Origin of the sequence: Amycolatopsis sp. NPDC051045, from assembly GCF_040682955.1 — a bacterium.
In the GTDB taxonomy this organism is placed as follows: Bacteria; Actinomycetota; Actinomycetes; order Mycobacteriales; family Pseudonocardiaceae; genus Amycolatopsis.
This window is the reverse complement of record NZ_JBFBCC010000014.1, coordinates 73,133-88,953: the sequence shown is the minus strand read 5'-3', so window position 1 is coordinate 88,953 and position 15,821 is coordinate 73,133. Positions and strand designations below refer to the sequence as shown.

Genomic DNA, 15,821 nt, shown 5'->3' with positions numbered 1-15,821 from the left:
GTTGGTGTGACCGAGGTAGGCCGCAACTCCTTGACGCTCACGCGGCGCGCCAGCATCGATGACGCGAAAAGATGCCGCAGCGCGTGCATGCCGTCGTCCCGGTCCTCATAGGACAGACCGGTCCCCCTTCGGAAGCTTGAACTTTCGTTCACCGCCGCCGCCCGCCCGCTCCTCGCTCAAATGGCATAGTGACCAGCCCAAGCGGCTTGCCTCGTCAGTACCGCGTCGCTATCAGTCCAGGCGAAGCGTCAGGCTCGTATCACCGATTTGGTAGGCCACGGTGACGGGACTTGACCCCGGATGTTGGACACCTGACACTCGGACCGTGATGGTCCGGGTGGACTGGAGTCGTGCATAGATGGTGATGAAGCACTACCCACCGGAGTTCAAGGCCGAGGCGGTCGCGCTCTACCGGTCCCGACCGGGCACGACGGTCGCCGCGGTGGCCAGGGATCTCGGGGTCAACGCCGAGACGCTGCGCTCCTGGATCCGGATCGATGACGGACAACGCACCGATTCCCACCCCACGACCGGCGCAGCCCCGGCGGCCGCACCGCTGCCGGGTACGCTGGAGAGCGAGAACACCGCGCTGCGCAAGCGGGTCCGCGAGTTGGAGGAGGAACGCGAGATCCTGCGCAAGGCGGCCAAGTATTTCGCCGGGGAGACGCGCTGGTGAACCGCTTCCAGTTCGTCGCCGACCACCAACGCCGCTACGGCGTCAAGCGGTTGTGCCACGTGATCGGCATCGCCCGGTCCAGCTTCTACCACTGGAAAGCCACCGCGGCCGACCGAGCCGCCCGCAGTGCTGCCGATGACCGGCTGGCGGCCCGTATCCGCGTGATCCACCGGGAATCCGACGGCACCTACGGCGTTCCGCGCATCACCGCGGAACTCAGGGATGCCGGGCACGTGATCAATCACAAGCGGGTCGCGCGGGTCATGCGCGGGATCGGCCTGGCCGGGGTGCGGCTGCGCCGCCGGCACCGCACCACCATCGGCGACCCTGCCGCAGCCAAGGCCTCGGACCTGCTCCAGCGCGACTTCACCGCGCAGGCGCCGAACACCCGCTACGTCGGCGACATCACCTACCTGCCGATCGCCGACGGGACATTCTGCTACCTGGCGACCGTGATGGACCTGTGCTCCCGCCGGCTGGCCGGGTGGGCGATCGCTGATCACATGCGCACCGAGCTGGTCATCGACGCCCTCAAGGCCGCCCAACGCACCCGGGGCAGCCTGGCCGGGGCGATCTTCCACACCGACCACGGCGCCCAATACGTCTCCCGGGCGTTCGCCGAGGCCTGCCAGACGGCTGGGGTGATCCAGTCCATGGGCGCGGTCGGCAGTTCCGCCGACAACGCCGCCGCGGAGAGCCTGAACGCGGCGTTCAAACGCGAGACCCTGCAAGGCACCGGAAGCTGGTCCACTGCAAGGGAAGCACAACTGACGACATTCGGCTGGCTGCATCGCTACAACACCCGCCGTCGTCATTCCTACCTCGGGCAGCAATCCCCGATCGCCTACGAGACCAGTCTCGACCCGACAACGGCTACGCTACCCAAAATCGCATAACCCCGTGTCCAACATCCGGGGGTAAGCCCCGACAGAGTTACTCCGGTCCCAGTGGCGCGCAGATCAGTCCACGATCCGCCTGTACAACCTGGCCAAGGCATCCGCCATCACACCCAACGCCACCATCGTGGCGATCCCCGCTACCACCCACTCCACCAAGGCGCCGATCGTGCCACCCGACGTGACCAGGTCGTGGAGCCGCAGCGCCCAGTACATCCCTACAGCAGCGAACGGGATCACGAGCCGAGCTATGAGAATTCCAGCAGGTGCGTCTTGGCGTGTCACGGGCGCGCCTCCCTGTCGATGCTCGTACTACCGGACCGAGACGGCATACGAAAAAACGCCCAGCCCTACCAGGCTCAGCGGGACGATCACCAGAACCCAAACGAGCAGTCGTTTCACCTTGTAGATCGCGATCAGGGTCTCGTATTTGATCTGAAGATCGGCTTCGTCGGTGTCCTCGGCTGCGAGGATCCGATCAACGACCAAGGTCGACTCAGGTGTTGCTCTCGTCTCGTGCGGGGTCATGATGCCGAACTCAGCGAGGGTGTCCGCCATGGGGCATCTCCTGTCGGTGCTTGCCCTGTTAGACGCAGGTCGTCGGCGAATTGATGTCCGTTACAGCTGATCGATCATGTCGCCTATTACGGCGTGCCCGACCGGCAACCAATCTGCCGTCGCTGATCGCGACCGGGAGCCAGGGCATCCCCGACGTATGGGGCCGTGGACCGTCCCTCGCACAAGCCAACTCCATCGCCGACCCACGAACGGACCCGCCGCTGCCAAGCCGACAGCTCAGCCCGAACCAGACGGCTCTGTTCAGCCCGTACCAACTCACCCTCTGGACCGAGCAGGCCCGCGTCGCCAGGCCGTCACCAGGCAAAGGACGCCAAGGCGCTGGTCGCGTTCGTCAAGACCGTCCACCTGGGCATGCTGTCGTTCTGGGAGCAGGGCCGTGACGCCAACGCGTGCACCGGCGCGCTCTACCGGTGCACCAACGTGCCGCAGGCGCCGTACCAGTTCGCGAAGATCTTCGCCGGCTACACCGGCTGAGTCACCACCCGGCGGCGTCCGCGAGCAGTGCGTCCCGCACCGCCGCGGGCCCCGGCCGGCACGGCTCCGCCCGGGTGACCGCGAAGAGCGTGTTGATCGGCGGCTCTTCCGGCTCCAGGAGCGCGACCAGCTCGCCCGAAGCCAGCTCGGCCGCGCAGAGGTACCGGGGCAGCACGCTGATGCCGAACCCCGCCAGCACGCAGGCCAGGACCCCACGCAGGTCCGGGACGACGACCGCGGGTCCCGCCGGCGGACGCGCACCCAGCACCGAACGCCAGTAGCGGCGGATGATCGGCAGGTCCTCGGCGTAGGCCACCAGCGGCGCCGTCCTGGGGTCGCCGTCGAAACCGCGGCGGGCGACGAGGACGAACTCCTCGTCGGTCAGCGGGGTGGCCGTGAAGCCCCGGCCGCGGGGCCGGATCGTCGAGACGACCAGGTCGAACCGCCGCTGCGCGAGCCCGGCGAGGAGGTCGTCGGCCAGGCCGAACGTCACCCGCAGCTCGAGCCCGGACGCGACCAGGCCGGCCAGCGCGGGCAGGACCCGCGCGGTCATCAGCTCGGCGGGCCCGGCGAGGTGCACCGGCGTCGCGAACGGGTCGGCCTGCCCGGCGACGACGTCGGTGAGCGCGTCGATGTGCGGAGCGATCCGGCCGGCCAGCTCGTCGGCGACCGACGTCGGGGTCACGCCGCGGGCGCGCCGGACGAACAGCTGCTGGCCCAGCTGCTCCTCCAGGGCCCTGACCTGCGCGGTCACCGTCGGCTGGGACAACCCCAGTGACGGTGCCGCGCCGGTCAGCGAACCCGCGCGGTGGACGGCCAGGAACGTGCGCAGCAGGTCGAGGTCCAGCTCAGTCCTCGATCAGGTCGATCGAATCCACGACGTTCGGGTAGAACGCGACGTGGTCCTTGATCGGCGCGACGGCGTCGTACGGCTTCTCGTACGTCCAGACCGCGTTCTCGCCCTGCACGTCGCCCGCGTTGAGCGAGTAGTAGCTGCTCTCGCCCTTGTACGGGCAGTACGTCTCGTGGTCGGTCCGCGCCAGCACGCTGAAATCGACGTCCTCGCGCGGGATGTACTGGACCGCCGGGTACGACGCTTCCTGCAGCGTGAGCGCCTTGCGGCTGTCGGCGACGACGCGGCCACCCGCCTTGACCACCACACGCGCCTTCGTCGGCTCGACGGTGATCGGGTGGTCCGGGCCCGGCTGCAAAACCTGCTTCGCCATGTCAGCTCCCTAAGAGTCCTGTGTACAGGGAGCAGCACGCCGGGAGCGGCGGTTATTCCGGGATCACGGCAGGTAGTACATCGGGTTCGGCAACTTCACCGGGCGCAGCGCGTAGCCGCCTTCGAGGTCGCTGAACTGGTCACCGAGGTTGAGCACGATCTTCGCGCCGCTCGCCTCGATGTGCGCCCGCGTGCCGGACTTGTACTGGACGGTGTTGCAGGTCAGCCCGCACGGCAGGTAGTCCGGCGCGGTGACCTTCGGCTTGAAGAACGCGCCGGCCGGGGCCGGGTAGCCCTCGTTGGCGAGGTTCTTCAGCGACTGCGGGCCCTGGAACTCGTTGCGACCGGTGAGGAAGTACACCTTGACGCCGTGCTGCGCCGCCCAGTTGGCCAGCTCCAGCACCGGCTTGTTCGCCACGAACGTGCCGTTGTCGATGGCCTGCTGCTGCTTGACCGGGTCGAAGCCGAAGTCGTTGTCGGCCTCCCAGCCGTAGGTGATCTCGGAGGTGTCGTCGACGTCCAGCACGATCGCCGGGTTCTTCACCCGGCCCAGCTGCTGCTGCAGGAAGCGCTCGGCGTCGGAGACGATGCGGCTGGTGTCCTTCACGAACCGGCTGGTGTCGGAGTAGTGGTGCTTGCCGGCGGCGTCGAGGTAGTCGCCGTAGTACGCCTTGACGTCCAGCTTGACCTGGCCGATGTTGGCCGGCTCCTTCGCGCGGGCCGCGGTCGCCTCGTCGGACCCGGCCAGCGCGGTGGCTCCCGAGGCGACGGTGGCGCCGATGGCCGCCGCGGCGGCGAGCTTGACGAGACCTGACCATTTTCCGGACACGGCGACCCTCCAGTGACGACTTGCCGACCGGGGGAACCTACGTCACGTTCACCGGGAGTTCCACCCTTCGAAAGTTTCTGTTCACCGCTCGGCGCGGCACAGGAACGCCACGGGCGACCGCCCGATCCGCGTCAGCACCACCGATGCTTCCGCGGCGCCCCGGAGCTTCAGCCGCCGCCGCAGCGCGTCCGGGTCGACGTCCAGTCCCCGCACCAGGATTTCCAGCCGTCCGACGTCGTGTCGCTTGAGGACGGCCTTCAGCGCCTTCTCGGTGTACGGCCCGTGCTCCAGGACGCGGAAGGCCCGCACACCCGGCGGCGGGGTGTCCCCGGTCAGGTACGCGATGCGTTCGTCCAGCTGCCACAACCCGTGCCGCGCCGCGTAGTGGCGGACCAGCCCGGCGCGCACGACGGCGCCGTCGGGGTCGACGATCCACTCCCCCGGCTCCCGCGCGGGCAGTTCGTCCGGTTCGGCGTCCGTGACCGTCCACTGTGTTCCGTCCGAGCGCAGTACGGTCGCGCGGCGGGTGACGCCGGTACCGAGGCCGCGCCACAGGCAGGATTCACGCACCTGGCCGTCGAGCGAGACGAGTTCGACCTCGTCGGCCCACGGCGTGATCGAAAAGTCCAGGCCGGGCGCGCACTTCACCGCGAGCGCCCGCCCCGGGTAGGCCTCGACCAGGCCGTCCAGCGGCGGGGTGAAGTCCGCGGGTTTCCACGCCCGCCGCCCGGCGGAGTCCCGGCGCGCCGGGTCGGCGACGACCACCCCGGACCGGCTCACCGGACGCAGCGCGTCGGCCCGGGCGAGCCCGATGGCCACACCCGCGGACACGCCGTTGTGCCGGGCCATTTCCAGCCGGACCGGGTCCACATCGGACCCCAGCGCGCGCCGCGCCACCCGGGCGATCTCGACGAGGTCGGCGCCGACCGAGCAGGTGACGTCGTGGACGTCGAGCCCGGCGAACCGGGCGGCCCGGTGCGCCGCCACGATCGACGCGCTCGCCTGCTGGAGCGCGTCGGAGGTGAACAGCCAGTCCACCCCGGACAGTTTGCCGACGGCTTTCCGGCGCAGCAGCACCGTTTCCAGCACCGCAGCCGCGTGGTCCGCGCCGACCAGCCGGCGAACGGCGGCTACGTCGGCGATGCGGTCGGTCAGCGGCAGCGCCGACACCTCGGCGAGCGCCGCCACACCCGCGTCCGAGCGCAGGTAGGCGACGTCGCCGAGGGTGAAGGAATAGCCCACTCAGGACGGCCGCTTGGTCCCGGTGATCATCACGTTGTAGAACAGCTCGCGCGGCAGGACCTTCGCCAGGACCTTCTTGTCCACGGCCGAGAGCTGCAGCCACAGCTTGTAGGCGAACAGCCGCCAGCGCACGGTGAGCTTCTCCGCCGGCACCGCGGCCTCGAACGTCCGGATCGGCCAGCCCGCGAGCGCCGCGGCGAACTCCTCGGTGACCGCGCGAACGTCCTGGGCGCCGGCCCCGCGGGCCCACGACTCCAGCTCCGACGGGTCGAAGGTGTGGATGTCGACCACGGCCTCGAGGGCGGCGGCGCGCGAAGACTCGTCCAGTTCGGACTGCGGACGCCGCCAGCCGCGCAGGGCGGGCAGCTTCGTCACCCGGGTCGTCAGGAACCAGGTGAACTGGCCGAGCTTGCGGGCGTAGAAGTCGCCGATCTTCGTCGGCTCGCCGGCGAAGACGAACCGGCCGCCCGGCTTGAGCACGCGCAGCACCTCGCGGAACGCCGCCTGGACGTCCGGGATGTGGTGCAGCACCGCGTGCCCGACCACCAGGTCGAACGTGTTGTCGTCGTACGGGATGCGCTCGGCGTCGGCGACCCGGCCGTCGACGTCGAGGCCGAGCTTTTCGGCGTTGCGCAGCGCGACCTGCACCATGCCGGGCGAAAGGTCGGTGACCGAGCCCTTCTTGGCGACGCCGCCCTGCATCAGGTTCAGCAGGAAGAAGCCGGTGCCGCTGCCCAGCTCCATCGCGTGCTGGTAGGGCTGGCCGTCCTCGCCCGCGACGGCGTGGAACACGTCGGTGGCGTAGGAGATGCAGCGCTCGTCGTACGAGATCGACCACTTCTCGTCGTAGGTGCCGGCTTCCCAGTCGTGGTACAGCACGTTCGCCAGCTTGGGGTCGGCCCAGGCCGCCTGGACCTCTTCGGCGGTGGCGTGCGGGTGCGGGGCCGGGTCGTTCACGTCGGTCAAGGCGTCATTTCCCTTCGAAAGTGGCCTTGCCGGGCCCGTTTTCGATGAACGACTTCATGCCGTTCCGCTGGTCTTCGGTCGCCCAGAGAGCGGCGAACAGGTGCGACTCGAGCTTGAGCCCGTTCGCCAGGTCGGTGTCGAGGCCGCCGTCGATGGCCGCCTTCGCCGCGCGCAGCGCCACAGCCGGGCCGTTCGCGAACTGCGACGCCCACTTGTGCGCGGCCGCGTAGACGTCGTCGGGCGCGACGACCTCGTCGACGATCCCCAGGGAGAGAGCCTCTTCGGCCTTGACGAACCGTCCGGTGTAGACGATGTCCTTGGTCTTGCTCGGCCCGATCAGCCGGGCCAGGCGCTGGGTGCCGCCCGCGCCGGGGATGACGCCGAGCTGGATCTCGGGCTGGCCGACCTTGACGTTGTCGCCGGCGATCCGGCGGTCCGCGGTCAGGGCCAGCTCGAGGCCGCCGCCGAGGGCGTACCCGGTGATGGCCGCGACGACCGGCTTCGGGATGTTCGCGATGGCCGCGAGGGTGCCGGTGAGGGTGGCGCCGAACTTCGCGATCTCCGGGTAGGTGCGGGTGGCCATCTCCTTGATGTCCGCGCCGCCGGCGAAGGTCTTCTCGCCGCCGTAGAGGATCACGGCGCGGACGTCGTCACGCTCGGTCGCCTCCTTCGCCAGTTCGGCGAGCTCGGCGGTGACCTGGGCGTTCAGGGCGTTGACCGGCGGCCGGTCGAGCCGGATCGTGCCGACCCCGTCCTTGACCTCCAGCGTTACGAACTCTCCCACGCCCATCACTCCTCGTTGACGATCTGCCAGCAGGCTACCGGTCGGTAGGGGCAGCCTACCGACGACGGGCGAAGAAGCGATCCCCGGAGCGCTCCAGCACGAGGTCCTGGTCGAACGTCTTCGACAGGTTTTCGCTGGTGATGACGTCGTCAACCAGGCCGGCGACCACGGCGTGGCCGTCGCGCAGCAGCAGCGCGTGGGTGAACCCCGGCGGGATCTCCTCGACGTGGTGGGTGACCAGCACGAGGGCCGGCGCGTCCGGGTCGAGCGCCAGCTCGGACAGCCGGGCGACCAGGTCCTCGCGGCCACCCAGGTCCAACCCCGCCGCCGGCTCGTCGAGCAGCAGCATCTCCGGGTCGGTCATCAGCGACCGGGCGATCAAGGCGCGCTTGCGCTCGCCCTCGGACAGGGTGCCGAAGGTGCGGTCCGCCAGGTGCCCGATGCCCATCGCGTCGAGCAGCTCGGTCGCGCGGGCGGTGTCGAGGGTGTCGTACGCCTCACGCCAGCGGCCGAGCACCGCGTAGCCGGCGCTCACGACGACGTCCTTGACCAGCTCGTCACCGGGCACGCGCTGGGCGATGGCCGCCGAGGTGAAGCCGATGCGCGGGCGCAGGTCGAAGATGTTGACCCGGCCGATCCGCTCGCCGAGCAGGTCGACCTCGCCGGTGGTGGGGTGCAGCTCGGCCGCGGCGAGGCGCAGCAGGGTGGTCTTGCCCGCGCCGTTCGGGCCGAGCACCACCCAGCGCTCGTCCAGTTCCACGGACCAGTCGAGGCCGGCGAGGAGGTCGTTGGTCCCCCGGCGGACGCCGACACCGGCCATCCGGACCACGAGGTCGTCAAGTTCGCTGGGCTGGATCGGCTCGCTCACGAAGCCCATTCTGTCTGCCGTCACGCGCGCCTGCGCACCCGCCCGGGCGAGACGGCGAACCGGCAGGTCGGAGCGCGTCCACGAGGTGGAACGGCGCACGGCGGAAGTGCCGCGCGCGACGGCGTTGTGGCAGGATCGCGGGCATGTCAGCCGACGCGCCCGCCACCGGAGTCACCCGGGGCTCGTTCTGGCGCCGTCGCACCATCGACCTGCTCCTCGTCGCTTCGGCCGGGTGTACGCGGGCGCGGCTCCGCTGATTCCTCGCGTCCGTTGACGCGTGCGGTGTCGCGCTGCCCCGGCGTCCCGATCACCTTCGCGTCCGAGGAGCACCCGCGTTGACCACGTCCCTGGTTCGTCCGCCCGTCGAGATCCACCCCCAGCTGACCGACCCGCTGCTGCCCGAGCTGCTGCACCCCGCGCGGCTGCTGTGGACGCCGCGTGAGCTGGCCGACCTGACCGCCACCGTCACCACCGAACTGACCGCGGGCCTGCGCGGCATCCTGCGGTTCGACGAGGACCGCCGCTGGTGGGCCCGGCTGGCGCTGACCGACGGCGTCGAGCTGTGGCTGCTGTCGTGGCTGCCCGGCCAGCACACGAAGCCGCACGACCACGGCGGCGCGTCCGGCTCGTTCACCGTCCTGCAGGGCGAGCTCGGCGAGGAGTACCGCTACCCTGGCGGCCCGATCCGGCGCCGGACGCACGTCGCCGGCCAGGGCCTCGGCTTCGGCGCCGGCCGCGCCCACCAGGTCACCGGGCTCGGCGACCAGCCCGCGGCCAGCGTCCACGCGTACTCGCCGCCGCTGGTGGCGACGCGGGAGTACGCCTCGCTCGCCGACGTCCCGGCGGAAATCCCGCCGCTGCCCAGTATCGTCCGATCATGAGCGCCGTCGATTCGCTGCTGGAAAAGGCCCGGGCCGGACTGGACCGGGTGACGCCCGTGCGCGCCCGCGAACTGCAGGAGGCGGGGGCGCTGCTGGTCGACATCCGGCCGGTGGCGAACCGCCGGGCCGAGGGCGAGATCCCCGGCGCGGTGATCGTCGAGCGGATCCACCTGGAGTGGCGGCTGGCGCCGGACAGCGAGTGGCGGCTGCCATCGGTGACGCCCACCTCGACGGTGGTGGTCGTGTGCAACGAGGGCTATTCGTCGAGCCTGGCGGCGGCCGACCTGCAGCGGCTGGGCCTGCCCCACGCGACCGACCTCGACGGCGGATTCCGCGCGTGGGCTGCCGCCGGACTGCCCGTGCAGCCCGGCGGCAGCCCGGCGGTGCCTTAGCAGCCCCCGTTTTCCACGCTACCGGGGAGGACCGACAGTTTTCAGCCGGCCAGCGCCGGGGCGATGTGTTTGGTGAACAGGTCGATGCCCGAACGGTCGTACGCGGCCTCCGGGAAGTTCAGGATCGCGTACGACATGCCCCGCTCGCCCAGCCCGGCGAGGTGCTCGGTGACCTGCTCGGGCGTGCCGACCGTGGGGCCGCTCGCGAAGGTCGCGATCGCCCGCTCGGCTTCCTCCGCCGGGACGTACTTCGCGTAGTGCGCCCTCAGCCAGGCCACCTTCTCCTGGACGTCCTTCTCGGTCTCGCCCAGGACGGCGCTGACGTTGCCCGAGCGCACGATCGCGTCGAAGTCGGTGCCGACGTCCTTGCAGTGCGCCGCGAGGATCTCCGACTTGCGCGTGAACGCCTCCGGCTCGGGGAAGAAGTTCGTGTACCGCGCGTACTTCGCGGCGATCCGGAGCGTCTTCTTCTCGCCGCCACCGGCGATCCACAGCGGGATGCCGCCTTCCTGCGGCGGCAGCGGCCGGAGGATGGCGCCGTCGGTCTTGTAGTGCTTTCCGTCCAGTGTGGACGTTCCGGTGGTCCAGAGGTCCCGCATGATCTGGACGCCTTCGTCGAGCTGGCCGAGCCGCTCGCCGGCGGACGGGAAGCCGTAGCCGTAGGCCCGCCACTCGTGCTCGTACCAGCCGGCGCCGATGCCCATCTCGACGCGGCCGCCGGAGATGAGGTCGGCGGTCGCGGCGACCTTCGCCAGGTAGGCGGGGTTGCGGTAGCCCATGCAGGTGCACATCTGCCCGAGCCGGATGGTGTCCGTCGCGGCGGCGAACGCCGAGATCAGCGACCAGGCCTCGTGCGTGGCCTCCTCGGTGGGCACGGGCACGGTGTGGAAGTGGTCGTAGACCCAGATCGATTCGAAGGGGCCGGCCTCCGCGTGTTTCGCGAGGCCGAGCATGGTCTTCCAGTGGTCCGCGGGGTCGATGCCGGCCAGGTCCAGCCGCCAGCCCTGCGGGACGAACATTCCGAAGCGCATGCCTCCAACTTAGCTTCGCTCAGCGATGTGCGCGGCGTGATTTCGCAGCTGAAGCCGCTCCAGGTCAGCGACCGGTGAGGTGGTCGAGCACGGCGTCGCACAGGTCCTGCAGGTTGTCGCGGTACGCCACGCGGTCGACATCACCGAGCCGCGGGTCGACCGGTTCCTCCGGCTCCGGCCCGGGAGCCGGCCCGCCGCCCCGGACCGGTGGCGGCGGCCGTAGCGGAGGCCCGCCGGCCGCCGGTACCGGCGCGGCCGCCGCCACGGCGTGGTCGGGGAGCACCGGACGGAGCGCGGCGAGTTCGTCGGCCGCCTCCCGGCAGGCGGCTTCCGCCAAGCCTGCCGCCTCGACCCGCTGGAGCTCCAGCCGGGCCAAGCCGTCGGAAAGCGGCTCGTGGCGACGTCGTTCACCCAGCTCCGCAAGGGTCTCGGCGTAGTCGTCCAGCGCCCGGGACGCGAAGTGGTGGGCGTCCGCGGCCGAGCGCAGCTGCTTCGTCAAGCGCCCACGCGTGTCGGTGAACGCCTCGTGCGCGGCCCCAGCCCAGCCTTCCGGGAGGAGCAGCCGCAGCTCGGTGTCCAGCTCGTCGAAGACCCGCGCCAGCGCACCGAGCCGGGCGGCCTCGCCTCGGAGCAGGTTGACCGTGCCGGGATCCCAGGTCATGCCGGCCGCCCGGTCAGCCGAGCCTGGCCGGGCCGGACGACTCCGCCGGCCCGATCAGGCCGACCGCGTCGTGGGCGTCGGCGTCTTGGCCGGCGTAGAGGCGCGCGGCCCGCTCGAGGCGCGCACCGAGCTCACGCGCCTCGTCGAGCAGGAGTTCGGCGGCGCGCGTGGAGGCCTCCTGGAGCTCGCCGAGGGCCCTGGCGAGCAGCACGTCACCGGCCTGCTCGGCCTTGGCCGCGTACCGCAGCTCGGGGCACGCCGCGAACTCGGCCGCCAGTGTGCCGAACCGGCGACCGGCGGCGCGAAGCAGCACGGGATCGGCTTCGAAGCCGTTCATCGGGGGACCGTCCTTCGGATCAGTTCGGGAAGCCGCGCACCAGCTCGGCGATCAACGACGGCGGGAGTGAGAAGGCGCGCTCGGCACCGGTTCCCCGGCTGCTGCTGGGGTTGACGAGCAGACCGGCGGCCGCGCGGTGGGCCGTCCTGACCAGCTCCCGCCCGGTGCCGCTCCGGGACAGGGGCCAATGACATCCGGCGGTGCCGCGGTACTCGTCCAGCGCACCGTGGTCGCCGAAGACACACAGCCAAGCGCCGCGCGCGCCGAGGTCGACGATGACGGGCTCGTGACCGGCGTCGGCCGGCGCGCACCAGAACCGGTCCAGGAACCACCGGACCACCGCGGCCGAGTCCATGTGGAAGCTCTCGATCGGACCGGCCGGGACGGTCCTGGCGGCGCCGGCCGCGAACCGGCTCTCCGCCTCCCGGATGTCGTGCTCGGCGAGCGGACGCCGGCGGGTCCGGAGGCTGACGAACAGCTCGTTCAGGAAGGGCCTGAGCTTGCGCTGGGAGTCGCGGACCGATTGGCCCAGCAGGTTCTCCAGGCGCTTCATCATGTTCTTGTCCAGCGGCACCGGCTCGATGTTGTAGGCCACGTGCACGAGCCGCTCCAGCTTCGATCCGGGCTCGGCCATCGACCGGAGCACTTCCATCAAGCGCAGGTAGACGACGGCACAGACGCGCTGCGCGGGATCGGTATCCCGGACGCCCCAGAATTCCCGCAGTTCGGGACCGAGCGCTTCACGGAGGCCGGAAACCCGGACACCCGCATTCTTGTGCAGCTTGCCCACCGCATTCTCGACGCGCACGCGAGCAGCGGGGTCGATTCCCCCCACCGGCCGGACCTGCCCGGTCATCGTCCTCCCTGCCACCACCAGAATGGAGCAGCATCATAAAGGACACATGATCGGGTGAGGCAAGGTCATTACCTTCGCGTGTCGCCCGCAAAAACCTCGCCCCACCAGGTCTTTTGCCAGATTCTTGCCAGATTTGCGACACTTTCCCGCCCGCTTTCCGCCACGGAGTCGACCAACGCATTCGCCAGCCCGGCAAACCGTACGGTCGTCCTTGACCTGTTTATGGCGAAACCGCAGATCAGCGCACCGCGAATCGATCAACACCCGTACGTTTATTCGACGGCTCATCCCCGACGAGCCGGCGGACAACGGGAGGACCACAGTGGAATTGATCTTGATTGCGATCTTGGCCTTCCTGGTCGGCAGCCTGACCACGGCGCGCGTGGCGGCGTGGCTGCCGCGGCAGAAGGAGACCGAACCCGGCCACCGGATCGCCGAGCTGGAAGCCCGGCTGCAGGCGGTCGAGCTCGCCTGCCGCACCGCCCGGCCGATGCTGCCGCCCCCGCCACCGGGGCGGCGCTGGTGAACTCAGGCCAGGACGACGCGCGCCAGCTCCGCCGGAGCCGCCAGCAGCCCGTGCTTCGGCAGCACCCGGACCGTGTACCCGACCGCCCCCGGGCGCGGCAGCTTGACCCGGGCGGCGAACGCGCCGATGCCGTCGCCGGTCATCGGGACCGTCACCGTGTCGCGCAGCTCGTCGTCGTCGCCCACCCGGCCGACCACCGCCTGGATGTCCACTTCGGACGGATCGAGGCCCGCCAGGTCGATCCGGGCCCTGATCGTCACCTCGGTGCCGACGACCAGCGGCTCGGTCGCCGCCACCACCAGTTCCGAATCGAAGATCCGCAACCGCGGCCACGACACCTCGAGCTTCGTGCGGTAGTCCGCCAGCGACAGCGCACCGCGGTAGCCGTCGCCGGTCGCCGCCGCGACCATCCGCGACGCGGGCAGGTAGCCGTTGTCCACGTACTCGCGGACCATCCGGGACGCCTGGACCCGCGGGCCGAGCGTTTCCAGCGTGTGCCACACCATCGACAGCCAGCCGGTGGGCACGCCGCCGTCCGAGCGGTCGTAGAACAGCGGTGCGATCTGCTGGCCGAGCAGTTCGTACAGCGCCGCGGCCTCCAGGTCGTCGCGGCGCAGCGGGTCGGCGACGCCGTCCGCGGTCGGGATCGCCCAGCCGTTGCTGCCGTCGTAGCACTCGTCCCACCAGCCGTCGCGGATGGAGAGGTTCAGGCCGCCGTTGAGCGCCGACTTCATCCCCGACGTCCCGCACGCTTCCAGCGGCCGCACCGGGTTGTTCAGCCAGACGTCGCAGCCGCGGTAGAGGTAGCGCGCCATCGACATGTCGTAGTCGGGCAGGAAGACGATCCGGTGCCGCACGTCCGCGCCGTCGACGAACCGGACGATCTGCTGGATCAGCTGCTTGCCGTTCTCGTCGGCCGGGTGCGACTTGCCGGCGACGACGACCTGGATCGGCCGCTCCTCGTGCAGCAGCAGCGTCCGCAGCCGATCCGGGTCGCGCAGCATCAGCGTCAGCCTCTTGTACGTCGGGACGCGGCGGGCGAAGCCGACGGTCAGCACGTCGGGGTCGAAGACCGAGTCCACCCAGCCCAGCTCCAGCGGCGACGCGCCGCGCTGCAGCCACGCCGCGCGCACCCGGCGCCGCACCTCGTGCACCAGCTTCTCGCGCAGCTCCCGCCGCAGCTCCCACAGCTGCGCGTCGGAAACGCCGTCGCGCAGCGGCCCCTCCCCGACGTCGAGGCCCCATTCGCGGCCGAGCAGCGTGCTCAGCTCGCGCGCCACCCACGTCGGGCCGTGGACGCCGTTCGTCACCGACGAGATCGGCACCTCGTCGTGGTCGAACCCGGGCCACAGCCGCGAGAACATCTTCCGGGTGACGCGTCCGTGCAGCTGGGACACGCCGTTCGCGCGCTGCGCCAGCCGCAGGCCCATGTGCGCCATGTTGAACAGCCCGGGGTTGTCCTCGGCGCCGAGCGCGAGCACGCGGCGCGGGTCGATGTCCGGCACCAGGCGTCCGTCGTTGAAGTACCGCTGCACCAGGTCCACCGGGAACCGGTCGATGCCCGCGCTGACCGGCGTGTGCGTGGTGAACAGCGTCCCGGCGCGGACCGCGGGCATGGCCTCGTCGAACGCGAGGCCGTCGGCCTGGACGATCTCGCGGGCGCGTTCGAGGCCGAGGAAGCCCGCGTGTCCCTCGTTCGTGTGAAACACCATCGGCTGCGGGTGCCCGGTGATCTCGCAGTACTTCCGCACCGCGCGGAACCCGCCGATGCCGGCCAGGATCTCCTGCCGGAGCCGGTGGTCGGCGTCGCCGCCGTAGAGCCGGTCGGTGACGCCGCGCAGGTCCTCGTCGTTGGCCTCGGTGTCGGTGTCGAGCAGCAGCAGCGGCACCCGCCCGACGCGGGCCTGCCAGATCTGCGCGCACAGGTCGCGCCCGCCCGGCATCGCGACGCCGACCAGCACCGGCCGGCCGCCGACGGTCAGCAGTTCCAGGGGGAACGCGTTCGGGTCGATCACCGGGTAGTGCTCGACCTGCCAGCCGTCGAGTGACAGCGACTGCCGGAAGTAGCCGTTGCGGTAGAGCAGCCCGACGCCGACCATGGGCACGCCCAGGTCGGACGCGGCCTTGAGGTGGTCGCCGGCCAGCACGCCGAGGCCGCCGGAGTAGTTCGGCAGCGCTTCGGTGACGCCGAACTCCATCGAGAAGTAGGCGACCGCGGGCGGCAGCTCGGGGTCTTCGCGGCGCTGGTACCAGCGCGGCTCGGCCAGGTACTGCTCCAGGTCCTCGGCCGCGGCGCGGGCGCGGGCGAGGAAGCCGTCGTCGACGGCGAGCTCGTCGAGCCGGGCCGGCGGCAGCGCGGTGAGCATCCGCAGCGGGTCGCGCACGGCGTTGAACAGCTCGGCGTCCATCGACGCGAACAGGTCGCGCGTCGGCGGGTGCCACGTCCAGCGCAGGTTGGTGGCCAGCGCACCCAGGCCGGACAGGGACTCCGGAAGGCTGGCGCGAACGGTGAACCGGCGGACTGCACGCATGGGACGCGACGATATCGGGCCGCGGCCCGCCCTGCGCAGGGAGTAGTTCGGGGATAACGTGCACGCT

Annotated in this window: 19 protein-coding genes; 5 read left to right on the top strand and 14 right to left on the bottom strand. The window is 70.8% G+C overall.

Features of this window, described 5'->3' with window-relative positions; all coding sequences use genetic code 11:
* Positions 1–358 precede the first annotated feature (358 nt).
* Positions 359–1,572 (top strand): IS3 family transposase gene (locus AB0M80_RS29175; protein ID WP_364571336.1). Its coding sequence is split into 2 segments (ribosomal slippage): positions 359–662 and positions 662–1,572, totalling 1,215 coding nucleotides; the frame shifts between segments, so codons are not numbered across the junction.
* Between the two features lie 63 nt (positions 1,573–1,635).
* Here AB0M80_RS29175 and AB0M80_RS29170 read toward each other — a convergent pair.
* Together AB0M80_RS29170 and AB0M80_RS29165 are read right to left on the bottom strand one after the other, a co-directional pair.
* Positions 1,636–1,812 (bottom strand): hypothetical protein, encoded by a 177-nt coding sequence (locus AB0M80_RS29170; protein ID WP_364571334.1) that lies wholly within the window; start codon positions 1,810–1,812, stop codon positions 1,636–1,638.
* Positions 1,813–1,884: 72 nt separating this feature from the next.
* On the bottom strand, positions 1,885–2,130 hold the full coding sequence (locus tag AB0M80_RS29165; RefSeq protein WP_364571332.1) for a hypothetical protein: 246 nt from the start codon (positions 2,128–2,130) through the stop codon (positions 1,885–1,887).
* 372 nt (positions 2,131–2,502) lie between these two features.
* On the opposite strand from AB0M80_RS29165, the gene AB0M80_RS29160 reads away from it, so the two are divergent.
* Entirely contained in the window at positions 2,503–2,625 is a 123-nt protein-coding gene (locus AB0M80_RS29160) for a hypothetical protein (protein ID WP_364571330.1), read from the top strand.
* Position 2,626: 1 nt separating this feature from the next.
* Here AB0M80_RS29160 and AB0M80_RS29155 read toward each other — a convergent pair whose 3' ends face one another.
* The 7 genes from AB0M80_RS29155 to AB0M80_RS29125 form a co-directional block, all read right to left on the bottom strand.
* A complete protein-coding gene (locus tag AB0M80_RS29155) occupies positions 2,627–3,457 on the bottom strand; it encodes a LysR family transcriptional regulator (RefSeq protein ID WP_364571696.1) in 831 nt (276 codons plus the stop codon).
* Positions 3,458–3,473: 16 nt separating this feature from the next.
* Positions 3,474–3,851 carry a DUF427 domain-containing protein gene (locus AB0M80_RS29150; protein ID WP_364571328.1) on the bottom strand — a complete coding sequence of 126 codons (378 nt, stop codon included), beginning with the start codon at positions 3,849–3,851 and terminating at the stop codon, positions 3,474–3,476.
* A 63-nt stretch (positions 3,852–3,914) separates the two neighbouring features.
* Positions 3,915–4,679, bottom strand: coding sequence for an HAD family acid phosphatase (locus AB0M80_RS29145; protein ID WP_364571326.1), 765 nt, complete (start codon positions 4,677–4,679; stop codon positions 3,915–3,917).
* Positions 4,680–4,760: 81 nt separating this feature from the next.
* On the bottom strand, positions 4,761–5,921 hold the full coding sequence (locus tag AB0M80_RS29140; RefSeq protein WP_364571324.1) for a class I SAM-dependent methyltransferase: 1,161 nt from the start codon (positions 5,919–5,921) through the stop codon (positions 4,761–4,763).
* Positions 5,922–6,887, bottom strand: coding sequence for a class I SAM-dependent methyltransferase (locus AB0M80_RS29135; protein ID WP_364571323.1), 966 nt, complete (start codon positions 6,885–6,887; stop codon positions 5,922–5,924).
* Between the two features lie 4 nt (positions 6,888–6,891).
* On the bottom strand, positions 6,892–7,671 hold the full coding sequence (locus AB0M80_RS29130) for an enoyl-CoA hydratase-related protein (RefSeq protein ID WP_364571321.1): 780 nt from the start codon (positions 7,669–7,671) through the stop codon (positions 6,892–6,894).
* Positions 7,672–7,726: 55 nt separating this feature from the next.
* Complete coding sequence (locus AB0M80_RS29125; protein ID WP_364571694.1) at positions 7,727–8,548, bottom strand: ABC transporter ATP-binding protein; 822 nt, start codon at positions 8,546–8,548, stop codon at positions 7,727–7,729.
* Between the two features lie 326 nt (positions 8,549–8,874).
* On the opposite strand from AB0M80_RS29125, the gene AB0M80_RS29120 reads away from it, so the two are divergent.
* Entirely contained in the window at positions 8,875–9,420 is a 546-nt protein-coding gene (locus AB0M80_RS29120; RefSeq protein ID WP_364571319.1) for a cysteine dioxygenase family protein, read from the top strand.
* Entirely contained in the window at positions 9,417–9,812 is a 396-nt protein-coding gene (locus AB0M80_RS29115; RefSeq protein ID WP_364571317.1) for a rhodanese-like domain-containing protein, read from the top strand. The genes AB0M80_RS29120 and AB0M80_RS29115 overlap by 4 nt, the downstream gene beginning before the upstream one ends.
* Before the next feature lie 41 nt (positions 9,813–9,853).
* Here the strand turns inward: AB0M80_RS29115 and AB0M80_RS29110 are convergent, their stop codons facing one another.
* From AB0M80_RS29110 to AB0M80_RS29095, 4 genes are all read right to left on the bottom strand, one after another.
* On the bottom strand, positions 9,854–10,843 hold the full coding sequence (locus AB0M80_RS29110; RefSeq protein WP_364571315.1) for an LLM class F420-dependent oxidoreductase: 990 nt from the start codon (positions 10,841–10,843) through the stop codon (positions 9,854–9,856).
* A 64-nt stretch (positions 10,844–10,907) separates the two neighbouring features.
* Complete coding sequence (locus AB0M80_RS29105) at positions 10,908–11,504, bottom strand: putative T7SS-secreted protein (protein WP_364571313.1); 597 nt, start codon at positions 11,502–11,504, stop codon at positions 10,908–10,910.
* A 13-nt stretch (positions 11,505–11,517) separates the two neighbouring features.
* Positions 11,518–11,841, bottom strand: a complete 324-nt coding sequence (locus AB0M80_RS29100; RefSeq protein WP_364571311.1) for a hypothetical protein — start codon at positions 11,839–11,841, stop codon at positions 11,518–11,520.
* A 19-nt stretch (positions 11,842–11,860) separates the two neighbouring features.
* Positions 11,861–12,697 (bottom strand): hypothetical protein, encoded by an 837-nt coding sequence (locus AB0M80_RS29095; protein WP_364571309.1) that lies wholly within the window; start codon positions 12,695–12,697, stop codon positions 11,861–11,863.
* 334 nt (positions 12,698–13,031) lie between these two features.
* On the opposite strand from AB0M80_RS29095, the gene AB0M80_RS29090 reads away from it, so the two are divergent.
* Positions 13,032–13,223, top strand: coding sequence for a hypothetical protein (locus tag AB0M80_RS29090; protein ID WP_364571307.1), 192 nt, complete (start codon positions 13,032–13,034; stop codon positions 13,221–13,223).
* Positions 13,224–13,225: 2 nt separating this feature from the next.
* Here AB0M80_RS29090 and glgP read toward each other — a convergent pair whose 3' ends face one another.
* On the bottom strand, positions 13,226–15,754 hold the full coding sequence (gene glgP, locus AB0M80_RS29085) for an alpha-glucan family phosphorylase (protein ID WP_364571305.1): 2,529 nt from the start codon (positions 15,752–15,754) through the stop codon (positions 13,226–13,228).
* Positions 15,755–15,821 lie beyond the last annotated feature (67 nt).

Coding starts and splice junctions, on each gene's coding strand:
- AB0M80_RS29165 (WP_364571332.1), bottom strand. CDS start 2,130: ATGGCGGACACCCTCGCTGAGTTCGGCATCATGACCCCGCACGAGACG.
- AB0M80_RS29160 (WP_364571330.1), top strand. CDS start 2,503: ATGCTGTCGTTCTGGGAGCAGGGCCGTGACGCCAACGCGTGCACCGGC.
- AB0M80_RS29150 (WP_364571328.1), bottom strand. CDS start 3,851: ATGGCGAAGCAGGTTTTGCAGCCGGGCCCGGACCACCCGATCACCGTC.
- AB0M80_RS29125 (WP_364571694.1), bottom strand. CDS start 8,548: ATGGGCTTCGTGAGCGAGCCGATCCAGCCCAGCGAACTTGACGACCTC.
- AB0M80_RS29115 (WP_364571317.1), top strand. CDS start 9,417: ATGAGCGCCGTCGATTCGCTGCTGGAAAAGGCCCGGGCCGGACTGGAC.
- AB0M80_RS29110 (WP_364571315.1), bottom strand. CDS start 10,843: ATGCGCTTCGGAATGTTCGTCCCGCAGGGCTGGCGGCTGGACCTGGCC.
- AB0M80_RS29105 (WP_364571313.1), bottom strand. CDS start 11,504: ATGACCTGGGATCCCGGCACGGTCAACCTGCTCCGAGGCGAGGCCGCC.
- AB0M80_RS29100 (WP_364571311.1), bottom strand. CDS start 11,841: ATGAACGGCTTCGAAGCCGATCCCGTGCTGCTTCGCGCCGCCGGTCGC.
- AB0M80_RS29095 (WP_364571309.1), bottom strand. CDS start 12,697: ATGACCGGGCAGGTCCGGCCGGTGGGGGGAATCGACCCCGCTGCTCGC.
- glgP (WP_364571305.1), bottom strand. CDS start 15,754: ATGCGTGCAGTCCGCCGGTTCACCGTTCGCGCCAGCCTTCCGGAGTCC.